This is a genomic window from Cellulosimicrobium sp. KWT-B, from assembly GCF_002127155.1.
Taxonomy (GTDB): Bacteria; Actinomycetota; Actinomycetes; order Actinomycetales; family Cellulomonadaceae; genus Cellulosimicrobium; species Cellulosimicrobium funkei.
On record NZ_NEDO01000006.1, the window covers coordinates 137452 to 162395 of the forward strand.

Annotated in this window: 22 protein-coding genes; 5 read left to right on the forward strand and 17 right to left on the reverse strand. The window is 75.9% G+C overall.

Annotation, left to right across the window (positions count from 1 at the left end; translation table 11 throughout):
- The first annotated feature begins 39 nt into the window (after nt 1–39).
- Together B9L22_RS17540 and B9L22_RS17545 are read left to right on the forward strand one after the other, a co-directional pair.
- Nucleotides 40–549, forward strand: coding sequence for a GNAT family N-acetyltransferase (locus B9L22_RS17540; protein ID WP_086151320.1), 510 nt, complete (start codon nt 40–42; stop codon nt 547–549).
- A gap of 78 nt (nt 550–627) precedes the next feature.
- Nucleotides 628–1086 carry a hypothetical protein gene (locus B9L22_RS17545; protein WP_086151321.1) on the forward strand — a complete coding sequence of 153 codons (459 nt, stop codon included), beginning with the start codon at nt 628–630 and terminating at the stop codon, nt 1084–1086.
- Between the two features lie 19 nt (nt 1087–1105).
- Here B9L22_RS17545 and B9L22_RS17550 read toward each other — a convergent pair whose 3' ends face one another.
- From B9L22_RS17550 to B9L22_RS17585, 8 genes are all read right to left on the reverse strand, one after another.
- On the reverse strand, nt 1106–1546 hold the full coding sequence (locus B9L22_RS17550) for a hypothetical protein (protein WP_086151390.1): 441 nt from the start codon (nt 1544–1546) through the stop codon (nt 1106–1108).
- Between the two features lie 92 nt (nt 1547–1638).
- Nucleotides 1639–2394 (reverse strand): 4-hydroxy-tetrahydrodipicolinate reductase, encoded by a 756-nt coding sequence (gene dapB / locus B9L22_RS17555; protein WP_255376931.1) that lies wholly within the window; start codon nt 2392–2394, stop codon nt 1639–1641.
- Between the two features lie 204 nt (nt 2395–2598).
- A complete protein-coding gene (locus tag B9L22_RS17560; RefSeq protein WP_086151322.1) occupies nt 2599–3930 on the reverse strand; it encodes a pitrilysin family protein in 1332 nt (443 codons plus the stop codon).
- A 1-nt stretch (nt 3931) separates the two neighbouring features.
- Nucleotides 3932–6157 carry a polyribonucleotide nucleotidyltransferase gene (locus B9L22_RS17565; RefSeq protein WP_021479898.1) on the reverse strand — a complete coding sequence of 742 codons (2226 nt, stop codon included), beginning with the start codon at nt 6155–6157 and terminating at the stop codon, nt 3932–3934.
- Nucleotides 6158–6468: 311 nt separating this feature from the next.
- Entirely contained in the window at nt 6469–6738 is a 270-nt protein-coding gene (rpsO, locus tag B9L22_RS17570) for a 30S ribosomal protein S15 (protein WP_021479897.1), read from the reverse strand.
- 151 nt (nt 6739–6889) lie between these two features.
- A complete protein-coding gene (locus B9L22_RS17575; protein WP_086151323.1) occupies nt 6890–8836 on the reverse strand; it encodes a heme peroxidase family protein in 1947 nt (648 codons plus the stop codon).
- A 307-nt stretch (nt 8837–9143) separates the two neighbouring features.
- Complete coding sequence (locus B9L22_RS17580; protein ID WP_086151324.1) at nt 9144–9782, reverse strand: response regulator; 639 nt, start codon at nt 9780–9782, stop codon at nt 9144–9146.
- Nucleotides 9779–11266 (reverse strand): sensor histidine kinase, encoded by a 1488-nt coding sequence (locus B9L22_RS17585; protein ID WP_233140219.1) that lies wholly within the window; start codon nt 11264–11266, stop codon nt 9779–9781. The genes B9L22_RS17580 and B9L22_RS17585 overlap by 4 nt, the downstream gene beginning before the upstream one ends.
- Nucleotides 11267–11502: 236 nt before the next feature.
- Between B9L22_RS17585 and B9L22_RS17590 the strand changes: the two genes are divergently transcribed.
- Both B9L22_RS17590 and B9L22_RS17595 read left to right on the forward strand, forming a co-directional pair.
- Complete coding sequence (locus B9L22_RS17590; protein WP_086151325.1) at nt 11503–12639, forward strand: FtsX-like permease family protein; 1137 nt, start codon at nt 11503–11505, stop codon at nt 12637–12639.
- Between the two features lie 39 nt (nt 12640–12678).
- The gene (locus B9L22_RS17595) at nt 12679–13431 is read left to right on the forward strand and encodes an ABC transporter ATP-binding protein (protein ID WP_086151326.1); all 753 of its coding nucleotides are present in this window, start codon (nt 12679–12681) and stop codon (nt 13429–13431) included.
- 24 nt (nt 13432–13455) lie between these two features.
- On the opposite strand, the gene B9L22_RS17600 is transcribed toward B9L22_RS17595, so the two are convergent.
- From B9L22_RS17600 to rimP, 9 genes are all read right to left on the reverse strand, one after another.
- On the reverse strand, nt 13456–14997 hold the full coding sequence (locus B9L22_RS17600; protein WP_086151327.1) for a DUF6297 family protein: 1542 nt from the start codon (nt 14995–14997) through the stop codon (nt 13456–13458).
- A gap of 2 nt (nt 14998–14999) precedes the next feature.
- Nucleotides 15000–15692 (reverse strand): ABC transporter ATP-binding protein, encoded by a 693-nt coding sequence (locus B9L22_RS17605; protein ID WP_086151328.1) that lies wholly within the window; start codon nt 15690–15692, stop codon nt 15000–15002.
- Between the two features lie 2 nt (nt 15693–15694).
- Nucleotides 15695–16729 (reverse strand): bifunctional riboflavin kinase/FAD synthetase, encoded by a 1035-nt coding sequence (locus tag B9L22_RS17610; protein ID WP_085388112.1) that lies wholly within the window; start codon nt 16727–16729, stop codon nt 15695–15697.
- A gap of 149 nt (nt 16730–16878) precedes the next feature.
- On the reverse strand, nt 16879–17859 hold the full coding sequence (gene truB / locus B9L22_RS17615; RefSeq protein ID WP_086151329.1) for a tRNA pseudouridine(55) synthase TruB: 981 nt from the start codon (nt 17857–17859) through the stop codon (nt 16879–16881).
- A 4-nt stretch (nt 17860–17863) separates the two neighbouring features.
- Complete coding sequence (gene rbfA, locus B9L22_RS17620; RefSeq protein ID WP_043659091.1) at nt 17864–18316, reverse strand: 30S ribosome-binding factor RbfA; 453 nt, start codon at nt 18314–18316, stop codon at nt 17864–17866.
- Between the two features lie 188 nt (nt 18317–18504).
- Nucleotides 18505–21363: a translation initiation factor IF-2 gene (gene infB / locus B9L22_RS17625; RefSeq protein ID WP_086151330.1), complete on the reverse strand. Its 2859-nt coding sequence runs from the start codon at nt 21361–21363 to the stop codon at nt 18505–18507.
- Nucleotides 21364–21520: 157 nt separating this feature from the next.
- Nucleotides 21521–21901 (reverse strand): YlxR family protein, encoded by a 381-nt coding sequence (locus B9L22_RS17630; protein WP_086151331.1) that lies wholly within the window; start codon nt 21899–21901, stop codon nt 21521–21523.
- Between the two features lie 24 nt (nt 21902–21925).
- Complete coding sequence (gene nusA / locus B9L22_RS17635) at nt 21926–22987, reverse strand: transcription termination factor NusA (protein WP_086151332.1); 1062 nt, start codon at nt 22985–22987, stop codon at nt 21926–21928.
- A 2-nt stretch (nt 22988–22989) separates the two neighbouring features.
- Nucleotides 22990–23595, reverse strand: a complete 606-nt coding sequence (gene rimP, locus B9L22_RS17640; RefSeq protein ID WP_086151333.1) for a ribosome maturation factor RimP — start codon at nt 23593–23595, stop codon at nt 22990–22992.
- 147 nt (nt 23596–23742) lie between these two features.
- Here rimP and B9L22_RS17645 point away from each other — a divergent pair, with 147 nt between their 5' ends.
- Entirely contained in the window at nt 23743–24831 is a 1089-nt protein-coding gene (locus B9L22_RS17645; protein ID WP_086151334.1) for a DUF4439 domain-containing protein, read from the forward strand.
- Nucleotides 24832–24944: the final 113 nt, after the last annotated feature.

Sequence of the window (24944 nt, forward strand, 5' to 3'; positions counted from 1 at the left end):
GCCGTCCCGGCGCCCGGCCGCGTCTCGTAGGGTGAACCCGTGAGCCTCTTCCGCGAGACCGCCGACGTCTCCGTCCGCCCTGCCGTGCCCGGCGACGACGTCGCGATGACCGCGATCCAGGTCGGGGCGTGGCGCTCCTCGCACGCCGACGTGCTCGGCGACGACGTGCTCGACGCGCTCGACACCGTGCGGATGCGCGAGCAGTGGACCGCCGCGATCTCCTCGCCGCCCGGTCCCGGCTTCGCGGTGCTCGTCGCGTGCGCGGGGGCCGACGTCGTGGGGTTCGCCGCGGTCGCGCCCGGTCAGGTCCTCGCGCTCGAGGTCGAGCCGCGCCACCAGCGCGGCGGGCACGGGTCGCGCCTGCTGGCGGCGGCCGTCGACCGGCTGCGGCGCGACGGCGCGGACGAGGTCGTCACGTGGGTCCTCGACGGCGACGCCGCGCGCGAGGCCTTCCTCGCCGGGTCCGGGCTCGGTCCCGACGGGCGCACCCGGACGCTCGCGACCGGGCTGCGGGACGTCGTCGAGCGACGCTGGACGGCCGAGATCTGACGACCGCCGGACCTGCGTCACGCAGCCGTGACACGCCCGTGACCCGCCCGTCCCCGTGACCTGCGAGGATCGTCCGCCATGGGCATCCTCACCGACTACTTCGCCGCACCGGACGACGCCCGGGCCGCGCTCACCGCGCAGGCCGGACCGGCCTCCCCCGACCCGCTGACCACGCAGCCGGGCTTCGCGACCGTGGAGCTCCGGGGCATCGACCCGTTCGTCGTCCTCGGCACCCTGGCGAGCCTGCTCACCGACCGCCCCTACGCCGAGGTCACGGCGGACGCCCGCCACGGTTCGCTCGTCGCGACCGGGGGTGACGAGGGGCCGTGGGTGGTCTCCGTGACGGACGTGCTCGTGGGGGCGCTCGCCTCCGCGACGCCCGCCGCGCTCGACGAGGTCGCCGTGCGGTGGGCGGCGACGGAGGAGCTCGAGGGGTCGGACCCCGCCGGCCTCGCCGACGCGCTGCACCGGCTCGCGGCGCTGTGCGTCCGCGCCGACGACGCGGGGCACCGGCTCTACTGCTGGACGAGCCTGTGACGCGCGCGCCCGGGGGCCGTCAGGCCCGACGACGCGCGCGGTAGAGCGCCGCGGCCTTGCGCAGCGCCTCGCGGGCCCGGCGGCGGTCGCGCGCCGCGTCGTAGGCGAACGCGAGGTGGTACCACGCCTCCCAGCTCGTCGGGTCGGCGTCGACCGCGTCCCGGTACGGGCCGAAGGCCGCGTCGGCGGCGTCCCGGTCGATCCGGCCGCCCGGCGAGCGCGGCAGGTCGTCGACGGGCAGGCGGCCGCGGTCCGCGAGGTCGTCGGCCATGCGCTGCACGGTGCCGGCGAGCAGGAACTCGCGCCCGACGAGGCCGACCACGAGCAGCGGCAGCACGAGCACGCCGGCCCCGATCGCCATGGCCACGGGCTCGCCCGTGCGGACGAGGGCCGCGGACCGCCCCGCGACCTGCCACACGTAGAGCGCGAGCAGGAGCGTGACGAGGACCGCCCCGACGATCGCCTTCCACGGGCGCCCGGCGTGCGACCGCGCGCGCGAGCCGCCGTCCCCGGGCCCGGGGCCGTCCGGGCCGGTCGACCCGCCGGGCACGCTCACGCGAGGTCCAGCACGTTCTCGAGGCCGACGGTCAGCCCGGGCCGGCCCACCACCTCGCGCACCGCGAGCAGGACGCCGGGCATGAACGAGACACGGTCGAACGAGTCCTGCCGGATGACGAGCTGCTCGCCCGTGTTGCCGAACAGGATCTCCTCGTGCGCGACGAGGCCGCGCAGCCGGACGGCGTGCACGCGCACGCCGTCGACGTCGGCGCCGCGCGCCTCCCAGCCCGTCTCGGTCGCGTCCGGGGCCGGCCCGAGACCGGCGTCGGCCCGTGCGGCGGCGATCGCCGCGGCGGTGTGCCGCGCGGTGCCGGACGGCGCGTCGACCTTGTCCGGGTGGTGGAGCTCGATCACCTCGGCCGACTCGAAGTACCGCGCCGCCTTGGCGGCGAAGGTCATCGCGAGGACGGCGGACAGCCCGAAGTTGGGCGCGATGAGCACGCCGAGCCCCGGCGCACCGGCCGCGGCGGCGCGACCGAGGTGCGCGACGACGCGACCGCGGCTCTCCTCCGTCCAGCCCGTGGTCCCGACGACGGCGTGCACGCCCGCGTCGATCAGCGCGTGGACGTTCGCCTCGGTCGCGGCCGGGACGGTGAAGTCGACGGCGACGTCCGCACCGCCGAGCGTCGCGGCGGCGACCTCGTCGCCCGCGTCGAGGCGCGCGACGAGCTCGAGGTCCGCTGCGCCCTCGACGGCGGCGCAGACGGTCGCGCCCATGCGTCCGGCGGCGCCCAGGACGGCGACCCGCAGCGGGCGACCGGGCTCCCTGCCGGGGGCGGTCGGTGCGGGATCGGGCGCGGGGGTGCTCTGCTCGCTCACGCCCGTCACCCTATCGCCGGAGCGCGCGCCGACCGGTGTCGCGTCCGCCGCACCGGGCAGTGGGTCTGCCCACAGCACGACGGCGGCCGCCCTCCGCGAGGAGGACGGCCGCCGCGAGACGCCGTGGAGGCGGGTTCAGTCGCCGAACGGCCCGACGCGCACCATGGAGCGCGGGCGCGACGCGAGGTCGTCGGCGAGCTTCTGCACGTCGTCGGCCGTGACGGAGCGGATCGCGTCGAGCGACTCCTCGACGCTCAGGAGCTCGCCGTAGACGAGCTCGGCCTTGCCGAGCCGGCTCATGCGCGAGCCGGAGTCCTCGAGGCCGAGGACCATGCCGCCCGAGAGCTGGCCGATGCTGCGGTCGAGCTCCGCGCCGGTGATGCCGTCGGCCGCGAGGCGGTCGAGCTCGCTGTGCAGCAGCGCGGTCACCTCGTCGACCTTCGACGGCGCGCACCCGGCGTAGAGGCCGAACGTGCCGATGCCGCCGTGGCCGGACGCGAACGAGTAGGTCGAGTACGCGAGGCCGCGCCGCTCGCGGATCTCCTGGAAGAGCCGCGAGCTCATGCCGCCGCCGAGGACGGCGCTGAGCACGGAGAGCGTGAAGCGGCGGTCGTCCGTCGCGGCGAGACCGGTGCCGCCGATGACGACGTTCGCCTGCTCGACCGCACGGTGGACCGACAGCTCGACGCTCGCGGCCCCGACGCCCGCCAGGGCGGGGTCCGCGGGGTCGCGCCGCGCGCGGGGTGCGCCCGAGGCGTCGAGCGTCCAGCCGCCGTCGCGCAGCGCCCTGCCCACCTGCTCGACCAGCGTGTCGTGGTCGACGCCGCCCGCCGCCGCGACGACGAGCGTCTCGGGGCGGTAGTGCCAGCGGTAGTGCTCCCACACGGCGTCCCGGGGCACGGCGTTGATCGTGTCCGGGGTGCCGCCGATGGGCCGCCCGAGCGGATGGCCGGCGAGGACCGCCGCGGCGAACTCCTCGTGCACGACGTCCGAGGGGTCGTCGTCGTTCATCGCGAGCTCTTCGAGGATCACGCCGCGCTCGGTCTCGAGCTCGTCGGGGTCCAGGCGCGCGGAGGTCACCATGTCGGTGATGACGTCGACCGCCATGGGGAGGTCGGCGTCGAGCACCCGCGCGTAGTAGCACGTGTGCTCCTTGCCCGTCGCCGCGTTGGCCTCGCCGCCGACGGCGTCGAACGCCTCGGCGATGTCCATCGCGGAGCGGCGGGCCGTGCCCTTGAACAGCAGGTGCTCGAGGAAGTGCGTCGACCCGAAGTGGCCGTCGGTCTCGTCGCGCGAGCCGACGCCGACCCACGCGCCCACCGTCGCCGAGCGCAGGCCCGGCATCGACTCGGTGAGCACGCGGACCCCGCCGGGCAGGACGGAGCGACGGATCGTCGCGCCGTCCTGCCCGGCGGTCAGCTCGGCCCCGGCGTCACCCGCCGGGACGAGCGGAAGGTCCCACGGCACGTCAGGCGTCCGCGTCCTCGGTCGCGGGAGCGTCGGCCGGAGCCTCGTCCTCGACCACGGCGTGCAGCGAGAGCTTGCCGCGCGGGTCGATCTCGCCGATCTCGACCTGGACCTTCTGGCCGATGGACAGCACGTCCTCGACGTTCTCGACGCGCTTGCCGCCCACGAGCTTGCGGATCTGGCTGATGTGCAGCAGACCGTCCTTGCCCGGGGAGAGCGAGATGAACGCGCCGAACGACGTCGTCTTGACGACCGTGCCGACGAAGCGCTCGCCGATCTCCGGGACGTGCGGGTTGGCGATCGCGTTGATCGCCGCGCGGGCGGCCTCGGCCGACGGGCCGTCGACGGCGCCGATGTACACGGTGCCGTCGTCCTCGATGGAGATGTCCGCGCCCGTCTCCTCCTGGATCTGGTTGATCATCTTGCCCTTGGGGCCGATGACCTCGCCGATCTTGTCGACCGGCACCTTCACGGAGATGACGCGCGGGGCGTTCGGGGACATCTCGTCGGGCACGTCGATGGCCTCGGCGAGCACGTCGAGGATCGTCAGGCGCGCGTCGCGCGCCTGGGTCAGCGCACCGGCGAGCACCGAGGCGGGGATGCCGTCGAGCTTGGTGTCGAGCTGGATGGCCGTGACGAACTCGCGCGTGCCGGCGACCTTGAAGTCCATGTCGCCGAACGCGTCCTCGGCACCGAGGATGTCGGTGAGCGCCGCGTAGCGGGTCTCACCGTCCACCGTGTCGGAGATGAGGCCCATCGCGATGCCCGCGACGGGGGCGCGCAGCGGCACGCCCGCGTTGAGGAGCGAGAGCGTCGAGGCGCACACGGAGCCCATGGACGTCGAGCCGTTGGAGCCGAGGGCCTCGGACACCTGGCGGATCGCGTAGGGGAACTCCTCGCGGCTCGGCAGCACCGGCACGAGCGCACGCTCGGCGAGCGCGCCGTGGCCGATCTCGCGGCGCTTCGGGCTGCCCACGCGGCCGGTCTCGCCGGTCGAGTAGGGCGGGAAGTTGTAGTTGTGCATGTAGCGCTTGCGCGTCTCCGGACCGAGCGAGTCGATCTGCTGCTCCATGCGGAGCATGTTCAGCGTGGTGACGCCCATGATCTGGGTCTCGCCACGCTCGAAGAGCGCGGAGCCGTGCACGCGCGGCAGCACCTCGACCTCGGCCGAGAGGGTGCGGATGTCCGCGAGCCCACGACCGTCGATGCGCACGCCGTCGGTGAGCACGCGCTGACGCACGAGCTTCTTCTGGAGCGCGCGGTACGCGGCGGAGAGCTCCTTCTCGCGGCCGTCGAACCCGGCCTGGAGCTTGCCCACCATCTCGTTCTTGATCTCGTCGAGACGGTTCTCGCGGTCCTGCTTGTCCGCGATGGCGAGCGCCTCGCGCAGGTCCGTCGCGACCTCGGCCTCGACCGCGGCGAACGCGTCGTCCTGGTAGTCGAGGAAGACCGGGTACTCCTTGACGGGCTTCGCGGCCTGCGCGGCGAGCGCCGACTGCGCGTCGCACAGCGCCTTGATGAACGGCTTGGCCGCCTCGATGCCCTCGGCGACGACCTCCTCGGTCGGCGCGGCCACGCCCTCGTCCTTGACGAGGCCCCAGGCGCCGTCGGTCGCCTCGGCCTCGATCATCGCGATCGCGACGTCGTCGCCGACGACGCGACCGGCCACGACCATGTCGAAGACCGCGCGCTCCTTGTCGGAGTACTTGGGGAACGCGACCCACTGGCCGTCGACCAGCGCGATGCGGACCGCGCCGACCGGGCCGGAGAACGGCAGGCCGGAGATCTGGGTCGACGCCGACGCGGCGTTGATCGCGAGCGTGTCGTACGCGTCGTCCGGGTGGAGCGCGAGGACCGTGATGACGACCTGGACCTCGTTGCGCAGGCCCTTGACGAAGAGCGGGCGCAGCGGGCGGTCGATGAGGCGGCACGCGAGGATCGCGTCCGTCGAGGGACGGCCCTCGCGGCGGAAGAACGAGCCGGGGATGCGGCCCGCGGCGTACATGCGCTCCTCGACGTCCACCGTCAGCGGGAAGAAGTCGAACTGCTCCTTGGGGTGCTTGCCGGCCGTCGTGGCCGACAGGAGCATGGTCTCGTCGTCGAGGTACGCGGCGACGGAGCCGGCGGCCTGACGGGCGAGGCGCCCGGTCTCGAACCGGACGGTGCGGGTGCCGAAGCGACCGTTGTCGATCGTGGCCTCGGCGAACTGGATCTCGGGACCCTCCACGGGTGCCCTCCCTTTCTCGAAGCGCCGCCCGGGTAGCCCTGTCGAGGGTTCCGGTCCGCGCCCCGGCGCGTGGCGCAGGGGCTCCGGTCGCACTCGACGCTCGGCGGTCTTCGATCGAGGTCCACGGCGGTTCCCGCACCGGTCCGTCCGAGGACGGTGCCGTGGGGGTCCGTGAGCCACTACCGAGGACCGAACGAGAGGCCGGCGGCGCGGTGGGTGGTGTGCGGCTGGGTCGTGCTCAGCCGGGGTGTGACGGGTACATCACACCAGACCAGCCCGGTCCCCGCAGGGACCGGGCTGGCGGTGTCGTGTCAGCGACGCAGACCGAGGCGCTCGATGAGGCTCCGGTAGCGGTTGATGTCGACCTTCTGCAGGTAGCCGAGCAGGCGACGGCGCTGGCCGACGAGGAGGAGCAGACCACGACGGCTGTGGTGGTCGTGCTTGTGCTCCTTCAGGTGCTCGGTGAGGTCCTTGATGCGCTGCGTGAGGAGCGCGACCTGGACCTCGGGCGAACCGGTGTCGCCCTCGCTCGTCGCGTACTCGGTCATGATGCGCTGCTTCGTGGCAGTGTCGAGCGGCACGGTTCTCCTTCGGGTTCGTTGCGCGGTGCGCCGGGACGGATCTCCCGGGCTCTCTCTGTCCGCGGCCGGTCAGACGGCGCATCCATCTTACCAGGTGGACGCGCCGTCGCCCGCCGCGGCCCCGTCGTCCGGCCGGACCGCGCGTCGTGCCTCAGGGGGCGCCGTCGTGCCCGGCCGTGCCGTCACCGCGGAACCGGCCCGCGGCGTCGGGCAGCACCCCGGCGAACCGGAGCAGGTCCGGCAGCGTGAGGACGAGCGAGCCGTCCTCGAAGTGCACGCCCTGCGCGGGCGTCCAATGGTTGCTCGTGCGCACGTACGACGTGTCGTCCTGCCGCAGCAGGTACACGAACGTCTCCGCGAGCACGCGGCTGCCGACCTCGCCGAGGAAGCTGCCGTCGCCCTGGAGCTCGGCCTCCTTGAGGACGTAGTACCACAGCGGGGTGCCGCCGTGGTCGCCGTCCCGCAGGGCCGCGAGCGCCTGCTTCACGTCGTCCCCCGCCCGGTCCTCGAGCTGTCCCGGGGTGAGCGGGACGACGCCGAAGGCCGCCGCGACGGCCTCGCCCGTGGGCAGCGCGAGCATGTAGCCGCGCAGCAGGTTGCGCTGCGCGAGCTGCTTCTGGAGCGCGCTCGCGACGAGCTGGGCGGGCGTGTGCGCGGGCGGCTCGGGCGGCAGGTTCCCCTCCTTGACCATCGTGCCCAGGCTCGGCGCGAGGAACGTGTCGATCTTCTCGGCCGCCCGGAACGTCCGCGGGTCGCCCTTGTCGACGAACCGCGCCCACTCGATCGGCCAGTTGGACGGCAGGACCGGGGTGCCCTGCGGTCCCGGACGCAGGCTGCCGCCGTTCCCCGTGAACTGGAAGAGCTGCGTCAGGCTCGCGTTCGCGGGCGGCGGGCCCGTGAAGTTGACGTTGAAGTCGTAGGAGTCGCGGATCATCGAGTGCCCGAACCGGAACGCCGCGACCGCGAACTCGAGCGGCATGGAGATCGGGTACCGGGGCCGGAAGAACGACGTGTCGCGCAGGAGCGTCGCGTCGAGCACGCCCGGCTTGGTGAGGGTGCGCAGGTAGTCGTTGACCACGAGCCACTGGTAGTGCCACCGCACGAGCTGGCTCGCGCGCTCGAACACGCCGCGCTCCCCGCCCGTGAGCCGGGTCCAGGGCTCGGCGTCGTCCACCCAGTCCACGACGGCGTTGTGGAACCGGATCATCGCGAGGTGGAGCTGGGCGACCACGAGGTTCTCGTCGTTGCGCCCGTCCGGGATCAGCGGCGCGCCGCCGTCGTCGCGCGGCAGGTCGCGCTGCGCGTCGTCGCCGGGCGCCACGAGCGAGAACGAGGGCCCGCCGGGGATGACGAGCGGCTCGGTCGAGATGCGACCGAGCCGCAGCTTCGCCGAGCCCGGCACGTACGACGCCTCGCTGCGCGTCGTGCGGTACCCGCGCTCGCCCTCGAACCGCGGCCCGCTGCCGTACAGGGAGTCGAGGTTGAGCGCCGGGTGGCGCCCGTTGTGGAGCGAGCGCACCACGACCCACGGCGCGAAGACCTGGAAGGGCACCGCGTCGACGTCGCCGAGCGCCTGGTCCCCGTCCCGGCCCGTCGTCGTGTCGGGACCGTTGGTGTTGAGCGTGATGTCGTGGTCGATGAACTGGCCCCAGTACGTGTACACGGCCGGCACGTGCGAGTCGAGGCTGCGCGGCGGCTGCCCGGGCGGGGTGACGGGCCGGGCGACCATCGCCGCCCCGAGCGTCTTCAGCGCGGCGACGGTCGCGGCCGTCGCGCCGTTCCCGACCGGGAGGTGGAACCGCGGGAAGCGCTCCGCGAGCTGCGGGAACAGGTAGTCGAACGCGGTCGTGGAGTCGTACCGGTGGTGCTCGAGGTCTCGGGCCACCGCAGCCTCGGCCGCAGGCAGGAGCGGTGCGTCCGACTCCGCCGGGTCCACGTCCGCGTCGGTCGCGACCTCGTCGGGGACGACGGCCGACCCGTGCCCGACGCTGCGGACGGTCCGGCCGACCGGGGTGGACGCCTGGTCGACGGCGTCGGGTGCGACGTCGTCGACGACGGTCTCGGCGACGGGAGCCGCCGGTTGCTGCTGAGCCTCCATGGCTCTGCCCTCTCTGTCGGAGGTCTTCGTGCGGCCCGCGCGGCGGGCCGCCGGCGCCCCCGCGGGCGTGCGCGCGCGGGGACGGGTGCGACCGCCCCCGGGCCGCAGCCCGAGGACCGCGCGGCCGCCTGGGCGCCGTGCACGACGGCGCCGCTCACCCGGAGGGAGGGCCCGGCACCGGTGTCGTGACACGGCCGGGCAGCGCCCGCAGGACGGTGCGGTGACGGTCTCGCGGACGGTCCCGACGACGCCCGCACGACGTCTCGAGCGCGGACCCCGCGGACGCGCCGCGACGGCTCGGCCGGGCTCAGCCCCGCAGGAGGCCGCGGCGCCGGGCCTCGGCGACGGCGGCCGTGCGCGACGGCGCGCCGAGCTTGTCGTAGACGTGCACGAGGTGCGTCTTCACGGTCGCGCGCGAGAGGAACAGCTCGTGCGCGATCTCGTCGTTCGTGCGCCCCTCGGCGACGAGCGCGAGGACCTCGAGCTCGCGCGCCGTGAGCGCCGTGCCCGGGCTGCGCAGCCGGCCGAGCAGCCGCCGCTGCACCGCCGGGCCGAGGGCGACCTCGCCCGCCGCGGCCGCGCGCACGGCGGCGACGAGCTCGTCGGTCGGCGCGTCCTTGAGCAGGTAGCCGCGAGCGCCCGCCTCGACCGCGGCGAGGATGTCGGCGTCCGCGTCGTAGGTCGTGACGACGAGCACGGGCGGACCGTCGGTCGCGACGATCTCGCGGACCGCGTCCACGCCCCCGAGGCGGCCGGGGCCGAACTGCAGGTCGAGCAGCACGACGTCGGCCCGCAGCCCGGCGCGCAGCCGCGCGAGCAGCTCCTCGGCCGAGCCGACCTCGGCGACGACCCGCACGTCCGGCTCGGCCTCCAGCACGGCGCGCAGGCCGGTCCGCACGACGGGGTGGTCGTCCGCGAGGACGACGTCCACGGCGGGTCCGGTCATCGCTCCTCCTCGGTACCGGCGTCGGTCTCGGTCCGGGTGTCTGCCGGGCGGTCGGCCGGGTCGTCGGCCGGGTCGTCGGCCGGGTCGTCGGCCCGGTGGTCGGCAGCCGCGCCCGACCGGTTCCCGGTCGTCGCCGCGAGCGGCACCCACGCGGCCACCGCCGTGCCCGCCCCTGGCGCGGACTCCACGGACAGCGTGCCCCCGAGGTCCGCGACCCGCGCGCGCATGGCGCCGAGGCCGAAGCCGCCGGTCCGGTCCGCCGCCGGCGCGGAGACGGCGTCCGGGTCGAAGCCGCGCCCGTCGTCGACCACGTCGAGCGCGACCGCGTCGTCCCCCGGCCCGGTGCCCGCGAGGAAGCTCACGGTGACGGCGGCCCGCGTCGCACCGGCGTGCCGCTCGACGTTGGCGAGCGCGGACTGCGCCACGCGCAGCAGGGCGGCCTCGACCTCGGTCGGCAGCGGGACGGGCTCGCCGCTCACCCGCACGACGACGCGCGGCCCGCCCTCGGCGGCGCGTCCGGACGCGCGGTCCGCGACGCGGCGCAGGGCACCGACGAGGTTCGACGACGCGAGGTCGGCCGGCGCCAGCGCGCGCACGACGCGGCGCGCCTCGGCGAGGTTGTGCCGGGCGACCTCGCGCGTCTGCTCGACGTACCCGCGCGCGGTCTCCGCGTCGCCGGCGTCGAGCGCGGTCCGGGCCGCGCGTAGGAGCAGCTCGGCGGACGAGAAACCCTGGGCGAGCGTGTCGTGGATCTCGCGCGCCAGGCGCTCGCGCTCGGCCGCCACCGCCCGCTCCCGCTCCGACGCCGCGAGCTCGTCCCGGGTGCGCACGAGCTCGTCGAGCGTGCGCTGACGCTCCTGGGACTCCCGCACGACCGCCTCCAGCGCGAGGACGACGACGACCGCGACGGCCCCGCCGATGGCCGGCCCGAGCACGAACGGCAGCGCGACGCGCGCGGTCCACACAGCCATGACGCCCACGACGAGCACGACGACCACCGCGACCGCGACCGGGCCCCGGCGCGGACCGAGGACGTGCATCGCCACGAACATCAGGGGGAACGCGACCCAGACGGCGGTCGTCGTGACGAGCGACAGCCCGACCCAGAGGGCCACGAGACCGGTCACCCACGCGCCCGCGGGCCACCACGCACCGCGCGGCGCGCGCACGTCGACGGGCACGGGGACGCGACGACGGCCCACCACGTACAGCGCGAGCAGGGCCGCGCCGAGCAGCACGGCGCCCACGGCCCGCGCCGACGACGTGACGAGCGCGCCCGCCACCGCGAGCGCGACCAACCCGACGAGCAGCACGTCCAGTCCGCGCCGCAGCCACCGCGTCGCGGCCGGCACGACCGGCGCGACGCGCCCGGCCGCCGACGTCGCGCGGTCGACCGATACATGGTCCGACGACGCACGACCCGACGGCGCAGCACGGCCCGCGAGCACGGCAGGCTCGGCGGGCTCGGGTCCGGGCGGGGTCACGCCGTCACCCTAGCCACGGCGCCGCGGCCCGGCATCGTCCGAACGGTCGATCCCGGGCTCGTCCCTGCGGCGCCCCAGGACCGGTCGGACCGGTGATCCGCGGCGCGCCTCGGCGCGGGACGGTGGACGGGACGTCGGGACGGGCCCTGCGGCACACGACGCTCGCGCTCGCCGGACCGCGCCCCGCCCCCGCTCGCCGTCCCCCTCGCTGCCCCTCGGACCCCGGAGGTCTCCCCGTGTTCCTCGCCCTGCGCGACCTGCGCCACGCGCGCGGTCGCTTCGCGCTCATGACGGTCGTCGTCGCGCTCATCACGTTCCTCGTCGCGTTCCTCGCGGCGCTCACCGCGGGCCTCGGCCGCGCGAGCACCTCGGCGGTCACCGACCTGCCGGTCGACCGCGTCGTCTTCGCGCCCCCGGCCGAGGGCGCGTCCCCCTCCTTCACCGAGTCCGAGGTGACCGCCGCGCAGACGGACGCCTGGGCCGCCGTCACCGGTGTCGACGCCGCGGAGCCGCTCGGCGTCGCGACCGTGCGCGCGTCCGGCGACGCGACGGCCGCCGTCACCGCGTTCGGGGTCCGGCCCGGTGCGGGGCTCGTGCCCGGCACCGACGACGGCGGTGCCGACGTCTCCCCCGGCGCCGTCGTGCTGTCCCGCGGCGCGGCCGACGCGCTCGGTGCCGGCGTGGGCGACCCGGTGGACGCCGGGCCGCTCGACCTGACGGTCTCCGCCGTCGCGGACGTCGAGGCGGACTACGCGCACACGCCGGTCGTCTGGGTGGCCCTCGACGACTGGCAGGCCGTCGGCGCGCGGGGCGGCGCCTCGCCCGCGGGCGCCTCGACCGACGACGCGGCGGACGGGCAGGTGGCCACCGTCGTCGCCCTGCGGTTCGGCGACGACCCGCCGACCGCGGACGCGCTCGCCGCCACGGACGCCCGCGTCGGCACCGTGACCGCGACGCCGCACGAGGCGCGCTCGGCGATCTCGTCGTTCACCGCCGAGAACCTCTCCCTGACCCTCATGCAGGTCTTCCTGCTCGCGATCTCGGCGCTCGTCGTCGGTGCGTTCTTCACCGTCTGGACCATCCAGCGCGCGGGCGACGTCGCGGTGCTGCGCGCGCTCGGCGCCTCGACGCGCTACCTGCTGCGCGACGCGATCGGCCAGGCCGGCGTCGTGCTGGGCGTGGGCGTCGGTGTCGGCACGGCGCTCGCGGCCGGCGCGGGACTGCTCGCGTCCCAGGTCATGCCGGTCGTCGTCGACCTCTCGACGACCCTCGTGCCCGCCGTCGTGCTCGTCGTGCTCGGCGGCCTCGGCGCGGTCCTCGCCGTGACGCGCGTCGCGCGCGTGGACCCGCACGCGGCGCTCGCGGCCCGCTGACCCCGCCCCCTCGTCCGTACCGACCCTCAGGAGCTCCCCGTGGACCTCGTCCTCGACCGTGTCCGTCTCACCTACCCCGACGGCGACGGCGTCCTCGTCGCCGTCGACGACGTCTCCCTCACCGTGCCCTCGGGCACCACGACGGCGCTGCTCGGCCCGTCCGGCGCCGGCAAGTCCAGCCTGCTCGCCGTCGCGGCGACGCTCACGCCGCCGACGTCGGGCGTCGTGCGGGTGGGTCCCGACGTCGTCAGCGCACCGCTCGACGCCGACCTCGACCCCGAGCGCGGGGACGCGGCCCGACGGCGCGGCCGGCGGCGCGCGCGGCGTGCGGCCGACCGGGCGGCGGCGCTGCGCCGCGAGCGCATCGGGCTCGTGTTCCAGCAGCCGCAGCTCGTCGCGTCGCTCACCGTGCTCGAGCAGCTCGAGCTCATGAGCCACCTGCGCGGCCGCTCCCCCGCGTCGCGCCGTGCGCACGCCCTCGCGCTGCTCGACGCCGTCGGGGTCGCCGACCGCGCGGACCGCCGGCCCGAGCACCTCTCGGGCGGGCAGCGCCAGCGCGTCGCGATCGCCCGCGCGCTCATGAACGACCCCGAGGTGCTCCTCGTGGACGAGCCGACGTCGGCGCTCGACCACGAGCGCGGCGTGCAGGTGGTGGAGCTGGTCGTGCGGCTCGCGCGCGAGCTCGACGCCGCGACGCTGCTCGTCTCGCACGACGAGGCGACGCTCGACCCGGTCGACGCGCGGGTCCACCTCGCGGACGGCCGCCTCGTCCCGGCGCCCGCGGCGGCCTGAGGACGCGCTCGGGCCGCCGTCGGGTCAGCGGACCGCGCGCACGTGGGTCGCGACCGCGACCGCCACGACGGCGGCCAGCGCCTGGGCCACCACGACGCCCCACCCGGGCGTACCGACGAGCAGGGCGACCCCGAGCGGGACCGCGCCGAGCACCGCGACGTCGGGCCCCTTGCGCAGCACGGCCGCGGCGCCCGTCGGCAGGCCGCCCGAGGGTGTCGCGAGCAGCGGCCCGCCCCAGTCCGGCGGCTCGCGGTAGGCGCTGCGCACGGCGGCGGCGCCCTGGACGACCGCCGCGAGCACCGCGACCCCGAGCCAGCGCGCGTCCCCCGTCCCGAGCGCGAGCGGGGCCGTGCCCGCGACGAGGCAGGCCGTCGCCGTGAGCGTCGGGACGACGCCGCGCGCGAGCCGCGTCCACCGCGCGCGGAGGGGCACGAGCGCGTCGACGACCGGGGCCATCTCGGCCGTGCGCGCCCCCTCCGCGCCGAGCACCGCCGCCCCGAGGCCCGCCGCGACGAGCAGGGCGAAGAGACCGAAGCCGGAGCCCAGGCCGGGCACCTGCTGCGCGACGACCGTGAGGGCGGCGAGACCGACGAGCTGGGCGAGCGCCGACGGGCTGCGGCCCAGCAGCACGAGGTCGGCCGCGACCACCGCGCCGACGGGTCCGCGCACCGCGGCGAACCGGCGCGGCCGGCGGACCCGGACCCGGGCGGCGCCGGCCCGGCGCAGGGCCCGGCCGAGGTCGCGCGTGTCGAAGGACAGCACGGCGCCGCCCACCTGGTCCGCGACCGCGCTCTGCGCGCGCAGCACCGTGGCGCCGAGGGACTCCAGCCCGCGCCACCACCGCAGCACGAGCAGCGCCGCGACGGCGAGCAGACCGAGCACGACGAGGAGCGGCGCACCGAGCGGCGGGAGACCCGGTCGTCCGGCGACGACGAGCGCGAGACCCGCGACCGGCACGGCCGCGACCGCGACGTCGCTCGCCCGCGCGAGCACCCCGGCGGCGCGGGCCGACGGCTGGGCGAGTCCCGCGACCGCGACGAGGAGCAGGCCGAGGGCGCCGCCGGTCGCACCGGCGCGCAGCGCGGGCACCGCGTCCAGCCCGGCCGCGACCGCGACGACGGCGCTCCCCAGCGCTCCGAGCCCGGCCCCGAGCACGACGGCGCGCGCGAACGACGGCGACACGAGCCCCCGCCGGTCCGCGGGCGTCGGCACCCACCACCGCACCCCGCCCCCGCCGGCGCCGACCGGCCCCAGGCGCACGGCCGTGCCCGTGAGGAACGCGAGCAGCGCCGTCGTGCCGAGCGCCTGGACGGCACCCGGTCCCAGCACGGGCGGCCCGCCCGCCGGCGCGGCGGTCGCGAGCGTCGAGCGCAGCATCGAGGCGAGCCCGACGACCCAGCCCGTCGCGAGCGCGACGGACACCACGGCGTAGGCGACGTCGACGACGATCTCGCCCGGCCCGGCGTCGGCCCGCGCGGCCGCGGCACGGGCGGTGAGACGGCGCAGCTCGCGGCCGGTCAGCAGCTCGTCCGGGTCGGAGCGCAGCGCGCTCGCTCCGTGCGTCACGGTCAGCGCACCGCCAGGAGCGCCGCGTGGACGTCGGCCGGGGCGAGCGGGACGCACCCGTCGTCGCCGACGAGCAGGCCGCGCGCGCCCGTGCGCTCGACGAGCTCGGGGTCGTGCGTGGCGAGGACCACGGCCACGCCGCTGCGCGCGTCCTCGACGAGCAGCGCCGCGAGGCGCTCCCGCATCCCCGGGTCGAGCCGCTGCTCGGGCTCGTCGAGGACGAGCAGCTCACGGGGCCGCACGAAGCCCGAGGCGAGCAGGAAGCGTCGCCGCTGGCCGGAGGAGAGCGCCGACGGGAGCGACCGACCCTGATCCGCGATCCCGAACCGGTCGAGCAGCTCGTCCACGACGGACCCGGCCCCCGGCACGCCGTGCCCTCGCGCGACGAGGACGAGGTGCTCACGGACCGTGAGCGCCGGGAAGAACGCGTCGTCGTCGAGAACGCCCGCGACGCGCGCCCGGAAGTCGCGCTCGCGCTCGTCCACGTCGCGCCCGAACGCGCGCACCGCACCGCCGAGCGGCGCCTGGAGACCGAGCAGCGTGCGCAGGAGCGTCGACTTGCCGCTCCCGTTGGCACCGATCACCACGACCAGCTCGCCCGGCGCCACGGCGAGGTCGACGGGCGCGCACACCGCGACGTCCGCGTAGCCGACGCGCAGCGCGCGCGCCTCGAGCACGGGTGCCGGGGCGGCCACGGTCAGGCGCCCGGCGTCGTCGCGGCCGGCTCCCCACCCGGGGCGGCGAGGATCTCCCGGGCGCGCGCGACGTCGTCGTGCATCTGCGCCACGAGCGGCTCGATGCCGTCGAAGCGCAGCGTCGGGCGCAGCCGCTCGACGAGCTCGAGGACCACGTCCTCGTCGTACAGGTCGAGGTCCGCGCGGTCCAGGACGTACGCCTCGACCCGGCGCTCGACGCCGTCGAACGTCGGGTTGGTGCCGATCGAGATCGCCGCCGGCAGGCGCACGTCCGCGTGGCGGGGATCGGCGCCCGCGAGCTGCGGTCGCTCGAGCCAGCCCGCGTAGACGCCGTCGGCCGGGACCATGCCGCTGATCGAGCCGAGGTTGGCCGTCGGGAAGCCCAGCTCGCGTCCCCGCGCGTCGCCGTGCACGACGGTGCCGCGCACGCGGTGGGACCGGCCGAGGATGCGGGCCGCCTCGCGCACGTCGCCCGCCGCGAGCAGCGCGCGCACGCCCGTCGAGGACCAGCGCACCTGCGAGTCGCCCGGCGTCTCCTCGTCGGTGACCGGCACGCCCTGGTGCTGGCCGACGTCGTCGATCGCGACCACGTCGAAGCCGTACCGCGCGCCGAGCGCGACCATCGTCTCCATGGTGCCCGCGTTGTCGCGGCCGAAGCGGACGTCGTGCCCGACGACGACCGCGCCCGCGTGCAGGCCGTCGACGAGGTAGGTGCGCACGAACTCCTCCGGCGTCTGCCGCGCGAACTCGAGCGTGTACTCCACGAGCAGGACCGCGTCCAGACCCGTCGCGGCGAGCAGCTCGACGCGGTCCGCGATGCCCGTGATGAGCTCGGGCGCGCTCTGGGGGCGGTGCACGGCCGACGGGTGCGGGTGGAACGTCACGGCCACGGCGCGCGCGTCGCGCTCGCGCGCCAGGTCGACGATGCGGCCGAGCACCTGGGCGTGCCCGCGGTGGACGCCGTCGAAGTTGCCGATCGTCACGACCGACGGGCCGAAACCCGGGGGAACCTGGCTCAGGTCCGTCCACAGGTGCACGCGAGAACTCCTCAGGTGAGCAGGAAGGCCGCGGGTGCCGCCCGGGGCGGCCGCCCGTGCCGACGGGGGGCGGCGGACCGGACGGGGAGGCACCGGGACCGCGCTGGACAAGACTGCCACGCCCCGGGCACGACGCCGAACCGGACGCGTCAGGCGGGAGCGAGCACGAGGACCGGCCGGGCGAGGTCCTTGCCGCCGCGGCGGGTGTCCTCCACGAGCGCCACGAGCTCGCCCGCCAGGGACATCGCCGCGGTCGTGCCGGGCGTCCCGGTCGCGTCGACCCACTGCCCGTACGACAGCGCGGTCGCCTGCTCCGGGGTCAGCTCGCGCACGGGGAACGTCGCACGGGCCGCCTGCGCGAGCGGCAGGGTCGCGAGCACGCCGTCGCGGTCCGCCTGGGCCTCGAGCTCCTCGAGCGTCGAGGCGACGTCGAGCCCGTACCCGCCCACCCGGGTGCGCCGCAGCGCCGTGAGATGGCCGCCGACGCCGAGCGCCGACCCGAGGTCGCGCGCGAGCGCGCGCACGTACGTCCCCGACGACACGGTCACGGTGACGTCGACGTCGAGCGCGGGCGGCGCGTCGTCGGGGAGGCCCTGCTCCCCCGGCGCCACGGGCCGCACCGCGAGCACGTCGAAGCGCGAGACGACGACGGGCCGCGCCGCCAGCGCGACCTCCTCGCCCGCGCGGGCCCGCGCGTACGCGCGCTGACCGTCGACCTTGATCGCGCTCACCGTGCTCGGCACCTGGAGGATCTCGCCGGTGAGGCCGGCGATCCCCGAGTCGAGGTCGGCCCGCACGACGGCGGACGCGTCCGCCCGCGAGAGCACCTCGCCCTCCGCGTCGTCGGTCGTGGTCGCCGCACCGAGGCGGATCGTCGCGTCGTAGTCCTTGTCGGCGCCGACGACGTACGTCAGCAGCTTCGTCGCGCGCCCGACGCCGAGCACGAGCACGCCCGTGGCCATGGGGTCGAGCGTGCCCGCGTGGCCGACCTTGCGCGTGCCGGCGAGGCGTCGGCCACGGCCGACGACGTCGTGGCTCGTCCAGCCGGCGGGCTTGTCGACGACGACGAGACCGTCGGGAGCGACGGGGCGTCGCTCCCGACGGTCGGTCGCGGACGGGCGTGCGCCCACGCGGTCAGGCCCGGTCGTCGTCGGCGACGGCGTCCGCGTCCTCCGACGTGCGGTACGGGTCGGCGTCCCCGGCGAACGGCTTGCCCTCGCGCAGGGCGGCGAGCTCGGCGTCGCGCCGGCGGGCCTCGACGAGCGCGGCGTCGAGGTGCGCCGCCGTCTCGGGCACCGCGTCGAGGTGGAACTCGATCGCCGGCGTGAGGCGGATGCCGGTCTGCTTGCCGACCTCCGACCGGATGAGGCCCTTCGCGCTCTCCAGCGCGGCGGCCGTCCCGGCCCGCTCCTCGTCCGTCCCGTAGACGGTGTAGAACACCGAGGCGTTCTGCAGGTCACCGGTGACACGGACGTCCGTCACGGTGACGAACCCGAGGCGTGGGTCCTTGATCCGCGTGTCGAGCATCTGCGCGACGATCTCCTTGATGCGGTCGGCGAGCTTCCTCGCCCGGGGGTGGTCGACCATGTCTTCTTCCTTTCGTGCCGAGCCTTCCGGCGACGGTCCCGACGACCGTACGTCGAACGGCGCCCACCGGCCGGGTGGGTGACCGCGGTGGGGGTGCTGACTGACGACTGCGGGTGATGACGACCGCGGGGTGACGAACGCCCGGGGGCGGCCACGATGACCGTGACCGCCCCCGGGCGTGACGAGCGTCAGGAGCGCGGCTTCTCGCGCATCTCGAACGTCTCGATGGTGTCGCCGACCTGGAGGTCGTTGAACGAGCCCAGACCGATACCGCACTCGAAGCCCTCGCGGACCTCGGTGGCGTCGTCCTTGAACCGCTTGAGCGACTCGACCGTGAGGTTGTCCCCCACGACCTTGCCGTCGCGCAGGACGCGCGCCTTGGCGTTGCGGCGGATCTCGCCCGACCGGACGATCGAGCCGGCGATGTTGCCGAACTTGGAGGAGCGGAAGATCTCGCGGATCTCCGCCGTGCCCAGCTGGGCCTCCTCGTACTCCGGCTTGAGCATGCCCTTGAGCGCGGCCTCCACGTCCTCGATCGCCTGGTAGATGATCGAGTAGAAGCGGACGTCGACGCCCTCGCGCTCGGCCAGGTCCTCGACGCGCTCGCCGTACTTCACGTTGAAGCCGATGATGATCGCGTTGTCGACCGTCGCGAGGTTGACGTCGTTCTGCGTGATCGCACCGACACCGCGGTGGATGACGCGCAGCTCGACCTCGTCGCCCACGTCGATCTTGAGCAGCGCGTCCTCGAGGGCCTCGACGGCACCGGACACGTCGCCCTTGAGGACGAGGTTGAGGGTCTCGACCTTGCCCTGCTGGAGAGCCTGCGTGAAGTCCTCGAGGCTGATGCGCTTGCGGCGCTTGGCCAGGAGGGCGGCGCGCTCGGCGGCCTCGCGCTTCTCGGCGATCTGGCGGGCCGTGCGCTCGTCGGGCGCCACGAGGAACGTGTCGCCCGCGCTCGGCACGGACGCGAGACCCAGCACGAGGACCGGACGGGCGGGGCCCGCCTCGGTCACGGCGTTGCCGTGCTCGTCGAACATCGCGCGGACACGGCCGTGGGCCGTGCCGGCGACGATCGCGTCACCGACGTGCAGCGTGCCGGACTGGACGAGGACGGTCGCGACGGCGCCGCGGCCCTTGTCCAGGTTCGCCTCGATGGCGACGCCGCGCGCGTCCTTGTCGGGGTTCGCACGCAGGTCGAGCGAGGCGTCGGCCGTGAGCAGGACGGCCTCGAGGAGGTCGTCGATGCCCATGTTCTGCTTCGCGGACACGTCGACGAACATCGTGTCGCCGCCGTACTCCTCGGCCACCAGGTTGTACTCGGTGAGCTGCTGGCGGATCTTGGCCGGGTTCGCCGACTCCTTGTCCACCTTGTTCACCGCGACCACGATCGGCACGTTCGCCGCCTGGGCGTGGTTGAGCGCCTCGATGGTCTGCGGCATCACGCCGTCGTCCGCGGCCACGACGAGGATCGCGATGTCCGTCACCTGGGCACCACGGGCACGCATGGCGGTGAACGCCTCGTGACCCGGGGTGTCGATGAAGGTGATGGCGCGGTCGACGCCCTCGTGCTCGTGGCGCACCTGGTACGCACCGATGTGCTGGGTGATGCCGCCGGCCTCGCCCGCGACGACGTCCGTCTGGCGGATGGCGTCGAGGAGCTTGGTCTTTCCGTGGTCGACGTGACCCATGACGGTGACGACCGGCGGGCGGGCGGCGAGCTCGTCGTCGCCCTCGGCCTCGAGCTCCGCGTCCAGGTCGATGTCGAACGACCCGAGCAGCTCGCGGTCCTCCTCCTCGGCCGAGACCATCTCGATGACGTAGCCGAGCTCGGACGCGAGGGCACCGAACGTGTCCTCGTCGAGCGACTGCGTCGCCGTGGCCATCTCACCGAGGTGGAACAGCACGGTCACGAGGCTCGCGGGGTTCGCGTCGATCTTGTCGGCGAAGTCGTTGAGCGACGAGCCGTGACGCAGCCGCACGACGGTCGAGCCGTTCCCGCGGGGAACCTGCACGCCGCCGAGCGACGGCGCCTGCATCTGCTCGAACTCCTGGCGCTTCGCGCGCTTCGACTTCCGCCCACGGACCGGGCGACCACCGGCGCGCCCGAAGGCGCCCTGCGTCGAGCCACGACCGGCGCCACCGCGGCCACCGCCACCGGGACGGCCGGCGAAGCCGCCGCCACCGCCGGGAGCGCCGCCACCACCGGGACGACCGCCGAAGCCGCCGCCACGACCGCCGCCACCGCCACCGGGACGACCACCGGGAGCAGGACGCTCACCGGGACGGCCGATCGAGGTGCGGCCGGGCATCATGCCCGGGTTGGGGCGCGGGCCGCCGGGACGCGGCGCGGGACGCGGGCCGCCCGGGCGAGGACCGCCCGAGCGCTCGCCGGACGCCGCCGCCGCACCCTCGGCGCGCTCGGGGCGCGACCCGGGCCGGGGCATGCCCTGGCTCGGGGCGAACGGGTTGTTGCCCGGGCGCGGCGCGCCCGGACGCGGGCCACCCTGCCGGGGCATGCCCTGGCTGGTCGCGAACGGGTTGTTCCCCGGACGCGGTGCGCCGGGACGTCCGCCCGAGCCACCGGGGCGCGGGGCGGGCGCGTTCGTGCCGCCGCCCGGCTTGGGCGAGGCGGTGGGCTTCTGCGCGGGCGCGGGCGTCGGACGCTGCGCCGCGGGAGCCTGGGGTGCCGGAGCCTTCGGGGCCGGCGCCGCGGGCGCGGCGGGTGCCGGAGCCTTCGGGGCCGGCGCGGCCGGCTCGGCGGGGGCCGCGGCCTGCGGGGCCTGCGGAGCCGGCGCGGCCGGCTCGGCCTTGACCTCCGGCTTCGGGGCCGGCTTCGGCGCGGCCGGACGCGCGGCGGGTGCCGCGGGCTTGCTCGCACCGCCGCCCCCGGCGGGGAAGGCGTCGCGCAGCTTGCGGACCACCGGTGGCTCGATGGTCGAGGATGCCGAGCGGACGAACTCACCGAGCTCCGTCAGCTTGGTCATGATGGTCTTGCTTTCCACCCCGAGCTCCTTCGCGAGCTCGTAGACGCGGACCTTTGCCACAACTCTCCTGTCTCGGCCCGCCCCGGACAGGGAGGACCGTCGTTAGTGCTGGGTGCTCATCGCTGGGTACTCATCGGGTGCCCATCGGCTTCTAACCCGCTTCCTTGTCGACGTGTCGTGCTGGCGGCCCCGTACGGACGGGGCCGTGACGCATGGCTCAGAGGTGCTCTCCCGGACGGGCCTCGATCGCGGCGCGGACCGCGGCGAGGTCGAGGGGCCCGGCGACACGCAGGGCCCGCGGGACGGCCCGCCGGCGTTCCGCCGTCTCGAGGCACCGGGTCGACGCGTGGAGCCACGCACCGCGACCCGGCAGCGACCGCCCGGCGTCCACCACGAGCCGTGGCTCGTCGGTGCCCGCGCCGGACCGGTCGAGGACCAGACGGAGAAGAGCTGACCGCAGGTCGCGCTGCCTGCACCCGACGCACGTGCGGACCGGACCCGATCCCGTGGGAACGGGGCGGGTCGTGGAGTCCGGGGGCATGGTCGAGGTGCGGGCTCGCGGCCCGGTCGATGACAGTCTACCGCGCCGGTCCGTCATCCGTGACCGTCCCACGCCCTGCGGCTACCGGTCGGCAGCGCGAGGACCTGCGGGAGCGGCACCGTCCGGCCCCTCGGCCGGGGCGCCGCCCTCGTCCGAACGGATGTCGATGCGCCACCCCGTGAGCTTCGCGGCCAGGCGGGCGTTCTGCCCCTCCTTGCCGATCGCGAGGGAGAGCTGGAAGTCCGGGACGACGACGCGCGCGGCACGCGCCACCTCGTCGACCACCGTGACCGACGACACACGCGCCGGGGACAGCGCGTTGGCCACGAACTGGGCCGGGTCGTCGCTGTGGTCGACGATGTCGATCTTCTCGCCGTGGAGCTCCGCCATGACCGCGCGCACGCGCGAGCCCATGGGCCCGATGCACGCGCCCTTGGCTCCGAGCCCCGGGACGCGCGAGCGGACGGCGACCTTGGTGCGGTGCCCCGCCTCGCGCGCGATGGCCGTGATCTCCACCGAGCCGTCGGCGACCTCGGGGACCTCGAGCTCGAAGAGCTTGCGGACGAGGTTCGGGTGCGTGCGGCTCAACGTGATCTGCGCGCCCTTCATTCCCCGGGCGACCTCGAGCACGTAGGCGCGTAGGCGCTCGCCGTGCACGTACTCCTCCGTGGGGACCTGCTCGTGCGGCGGGAGCACGGCCTCCGTGCCGCCCACGTCCACGAGCACGACGCGCGGGTCGCGGCCCTGCTGGATGACGCCCGCGAGGACCTCGCCCTCCTTGCCGCGGAACGTGCCGAGGATCTGGTCGTCCTCCGCGTCGCGCAGGCGCTGGACGATGACCTGGCGTGCGGTCGAGGTCGCGATGCGCCCGAAGTCGGCGGGGGTGTGGTCGAACTCGGGACCGTACTCGACGGGGCCGCGCGGGGTGTCCTCGTCGTCGGTCTCGGGAGCCGGCAGCTCCTCGCGCGCCCACACCGTCACGTGGCCCGTCTTGCGGTCGAGCTCGACGCGCGCACGGGTGTACGCGTCGGGGGTGCGGTGGTACGCCGAGAGCAGGGCCTGCTCGATCGCCGCGACGAGCACGTCGAGGCTGATGTCCCGCTCGCGCTCCAGCAGGCGCAGCGCGCTCATGTCCACGTCCATCGTCAGGCCTCCTCGTCGTGGTCGGTCGTCTCGTCGGCGGAGCCGTCGAGCTCGGGCAGGTCCGCCTCGAGGGCCCGCTTGAGCTCGACCTGCACCTCGCCGCGCACGACGTCGGCGAGCGGCACCACGCGCTCCGTCACCGCGCCGCGCGCGCCGGGGACGTCGAGGACCAGCTCGGTCTCGACAGCCGAACCGGAGCGCAGCCGGCCCTCGAGCGTGCCGCCGTCGGTCAGGACGAGCCGCACGAGACGGCCGCGGGCGCGCCGGAAGTGGCGCGGCTCGGTGAGCGGACGGTCCGTGCCCGGCGTCGAGACCTCGAGCGTGTACGCGCCGTGGAGCGGGTCCACCGTGTCCAGCGCCGCGGAGATCGGGCGCGTGGCCTCGGCCACCGCGTCCAGGTCGAGGCTGCCCTCGACGTCGTCGGGAAGGTCCAGCACGACGCGCACCACCGAACGGGCACCCGCACGCGACACCGTGACGTCCTCGAGGTGGAGCCCGGCGTCGCGGACCGCGGGCTCGACCGCCTCGCGGACGCTCTCCCGGAGCGCGTGCGCCGCCGCGTCGCCTCCGGACCCTCTGCCGGACTGACCGCCCGCCTGCCCTGCCATGACTCAGCTCCTGTCCGTGTCCCACGCCGGGTACGCCAGACGACCGGTGTGTTGTTGTCTCGGGTGCTCCGAGCCCCGCTCGCGGGACGTCGGAACGGGGACCAGCCTAACGACTCGCGGGCCCCGGACGTGACATCATCGCCCCCGATGACTCCCCACGCGACCGCGGCCGACGCCGCCCCCCGAGCCCGGCGGACCCGTCCCGCGGCCCGTGCCGGCCGTCTGCTCGCGGTCGTCACGGTGCTCGCGACGGGCGTCCTGGCGGCCGGGTGCGGCGTCCGGCTGGACACGCCGCCGCCCACGGAGCCCTCCCCCGACACGGTCGAGGTGCTCCGCTCCGGGGCGGTCGACGACGCGCTCGCGGTCGCCGCGCTGGTGGCGGACGTCACGCCCCGCGTGACCGACCCGGCCGCGCTCGCGGTGCTCGGCCAGGCCGCCGCGTTCGCCGAGCAGCACGTCGACGCGCTCGGCGGGGTCTACGACTCGGGCCTCGAGGACCCCGCGGAGCCCGAGGGCGACGTCGCGGGCGACGCCGGGACCGGCACCGCGGGGACCGACGTCGCGGGCGACGCCGGGACCGGCACCGCCGCCCCCGGCACGCCCGCCCCCGGCACCGCGACGACGGACGACGTCGTCACCGCGCTCGTGGGCGCGGCCGAGCGCACGGGCGCGGCGGCGGACGCCTCGCCGGACGCCCGGCTCGCGCGGCTCCTCGCGTCGGTCGCCGCATCGGAGCACGTCTCGGCGCAGCGGCTCGCCGCGGCCACGGGCTCGACGGCCGCGGCGGGCCTCGCCGATCCGCTGCCCGTCGACGAGGCGCCCGGCGGGGTCGGCGCCGCGGACCTCGCGACGCTCGTCGAGGCGGAGGACGCGGCCGGGTACGGCTACGAGGTGCGCGCCGCGCAGTCGGAGGGCGACGTGCGCACCGCCGCGGTCGCGCGCGCCGCCCAGCACCGCGCCCGCGCGCAGGGCTGGGCCCTCGCCGCGGGCACCGACGGGACGCCGCAGGACCCGCGTCGCGTCGCCTACGCGCTGCCCGACGGCACGGACGCGGCCGCGCTCGCGCGCCAGGTCGAGTCGGGGCTCGCGCAGACGTACGCGAGCCTCGTCGCCGCGGCGGCGCCGACGTCCCGGGCCGAGGCCGTCGCGCTCCTCGCGGACGCGTGGGCGAGCGCCGTCGCGTGGGGCGAGGCGCCCGTCGCGTTCCCGGGCCTGCCGGAGCAGACGGCAGGCTGAACGCGCCCCGGCTCGCACGCACGGGCGCGACGCCGACTCCCGCGGGCGCCCTGGTGCACCGACGACCCCGCGCAGCGCGCATCCGGAGCGCCACACCGCAAGGCCGTGAGCGC

Excerpts from the sequence above, each read along its gene's own strand:
- B9L22_RS17575 (WP_086151323.1), bottom strand. The coding sequence starts at position 8,836 with ATGGAGGCTCAGCAGCAACCGGCGGCTCCCGTCGCCGAGACCGTCGTC.
- nusA (WP_086151332.1), bottom strand. The coding sequence starts at position 22,987 with ATGGACGTGGACATGAGCGCGCTGCGCCTGCTGGAGCGCGAGCGGGAC.
- rimP (WP_086151333.1), bottom strand. The coding sequence starts at position 23,595 with ATGGCAGGGCAGGCGGGCGGTCAGTCCGGCAGAGGGTCCGGAGGCGAC.
- B9L22_RS17545 (WP_086151321.1), top strand. The coding sequence starts at position 628 with ATGGGCATCCTCACCGACTACTTCGCCGCACCGGACGACGCCCGGGCC.
- rbfA (WP_043659091.1), bottom strand. The coding sequence starts at position 18,316 with ATGGTCGACCACCCCCGGGCGAGGAAGCTCGCCGACCGCATCAAGGAG.
- B9L22_RS17580 (WP_086151324.1), bottom strand. The coding sequence starts at position 9,782 with ATGACCGGACCCGCCGTGGACGTCGTCCTCGCGGACGACCACCCCGTC.
- B9L22_RS17630 (WP_086151331.1), bottom strand. The coding sequence starts at position 21,901 with ATGACGGACCGGCGCGGTAGACTGTCATCGACCGGGCCGCGAGCCCGC.
- B9L22_RS17645 (WP_086151334.1), top strand. The coding sequence starts at position 23,743 with ATGACTCCCCACGCGACCGCGGCCGACGCCGCCCCCCGAGCCCGGCGG.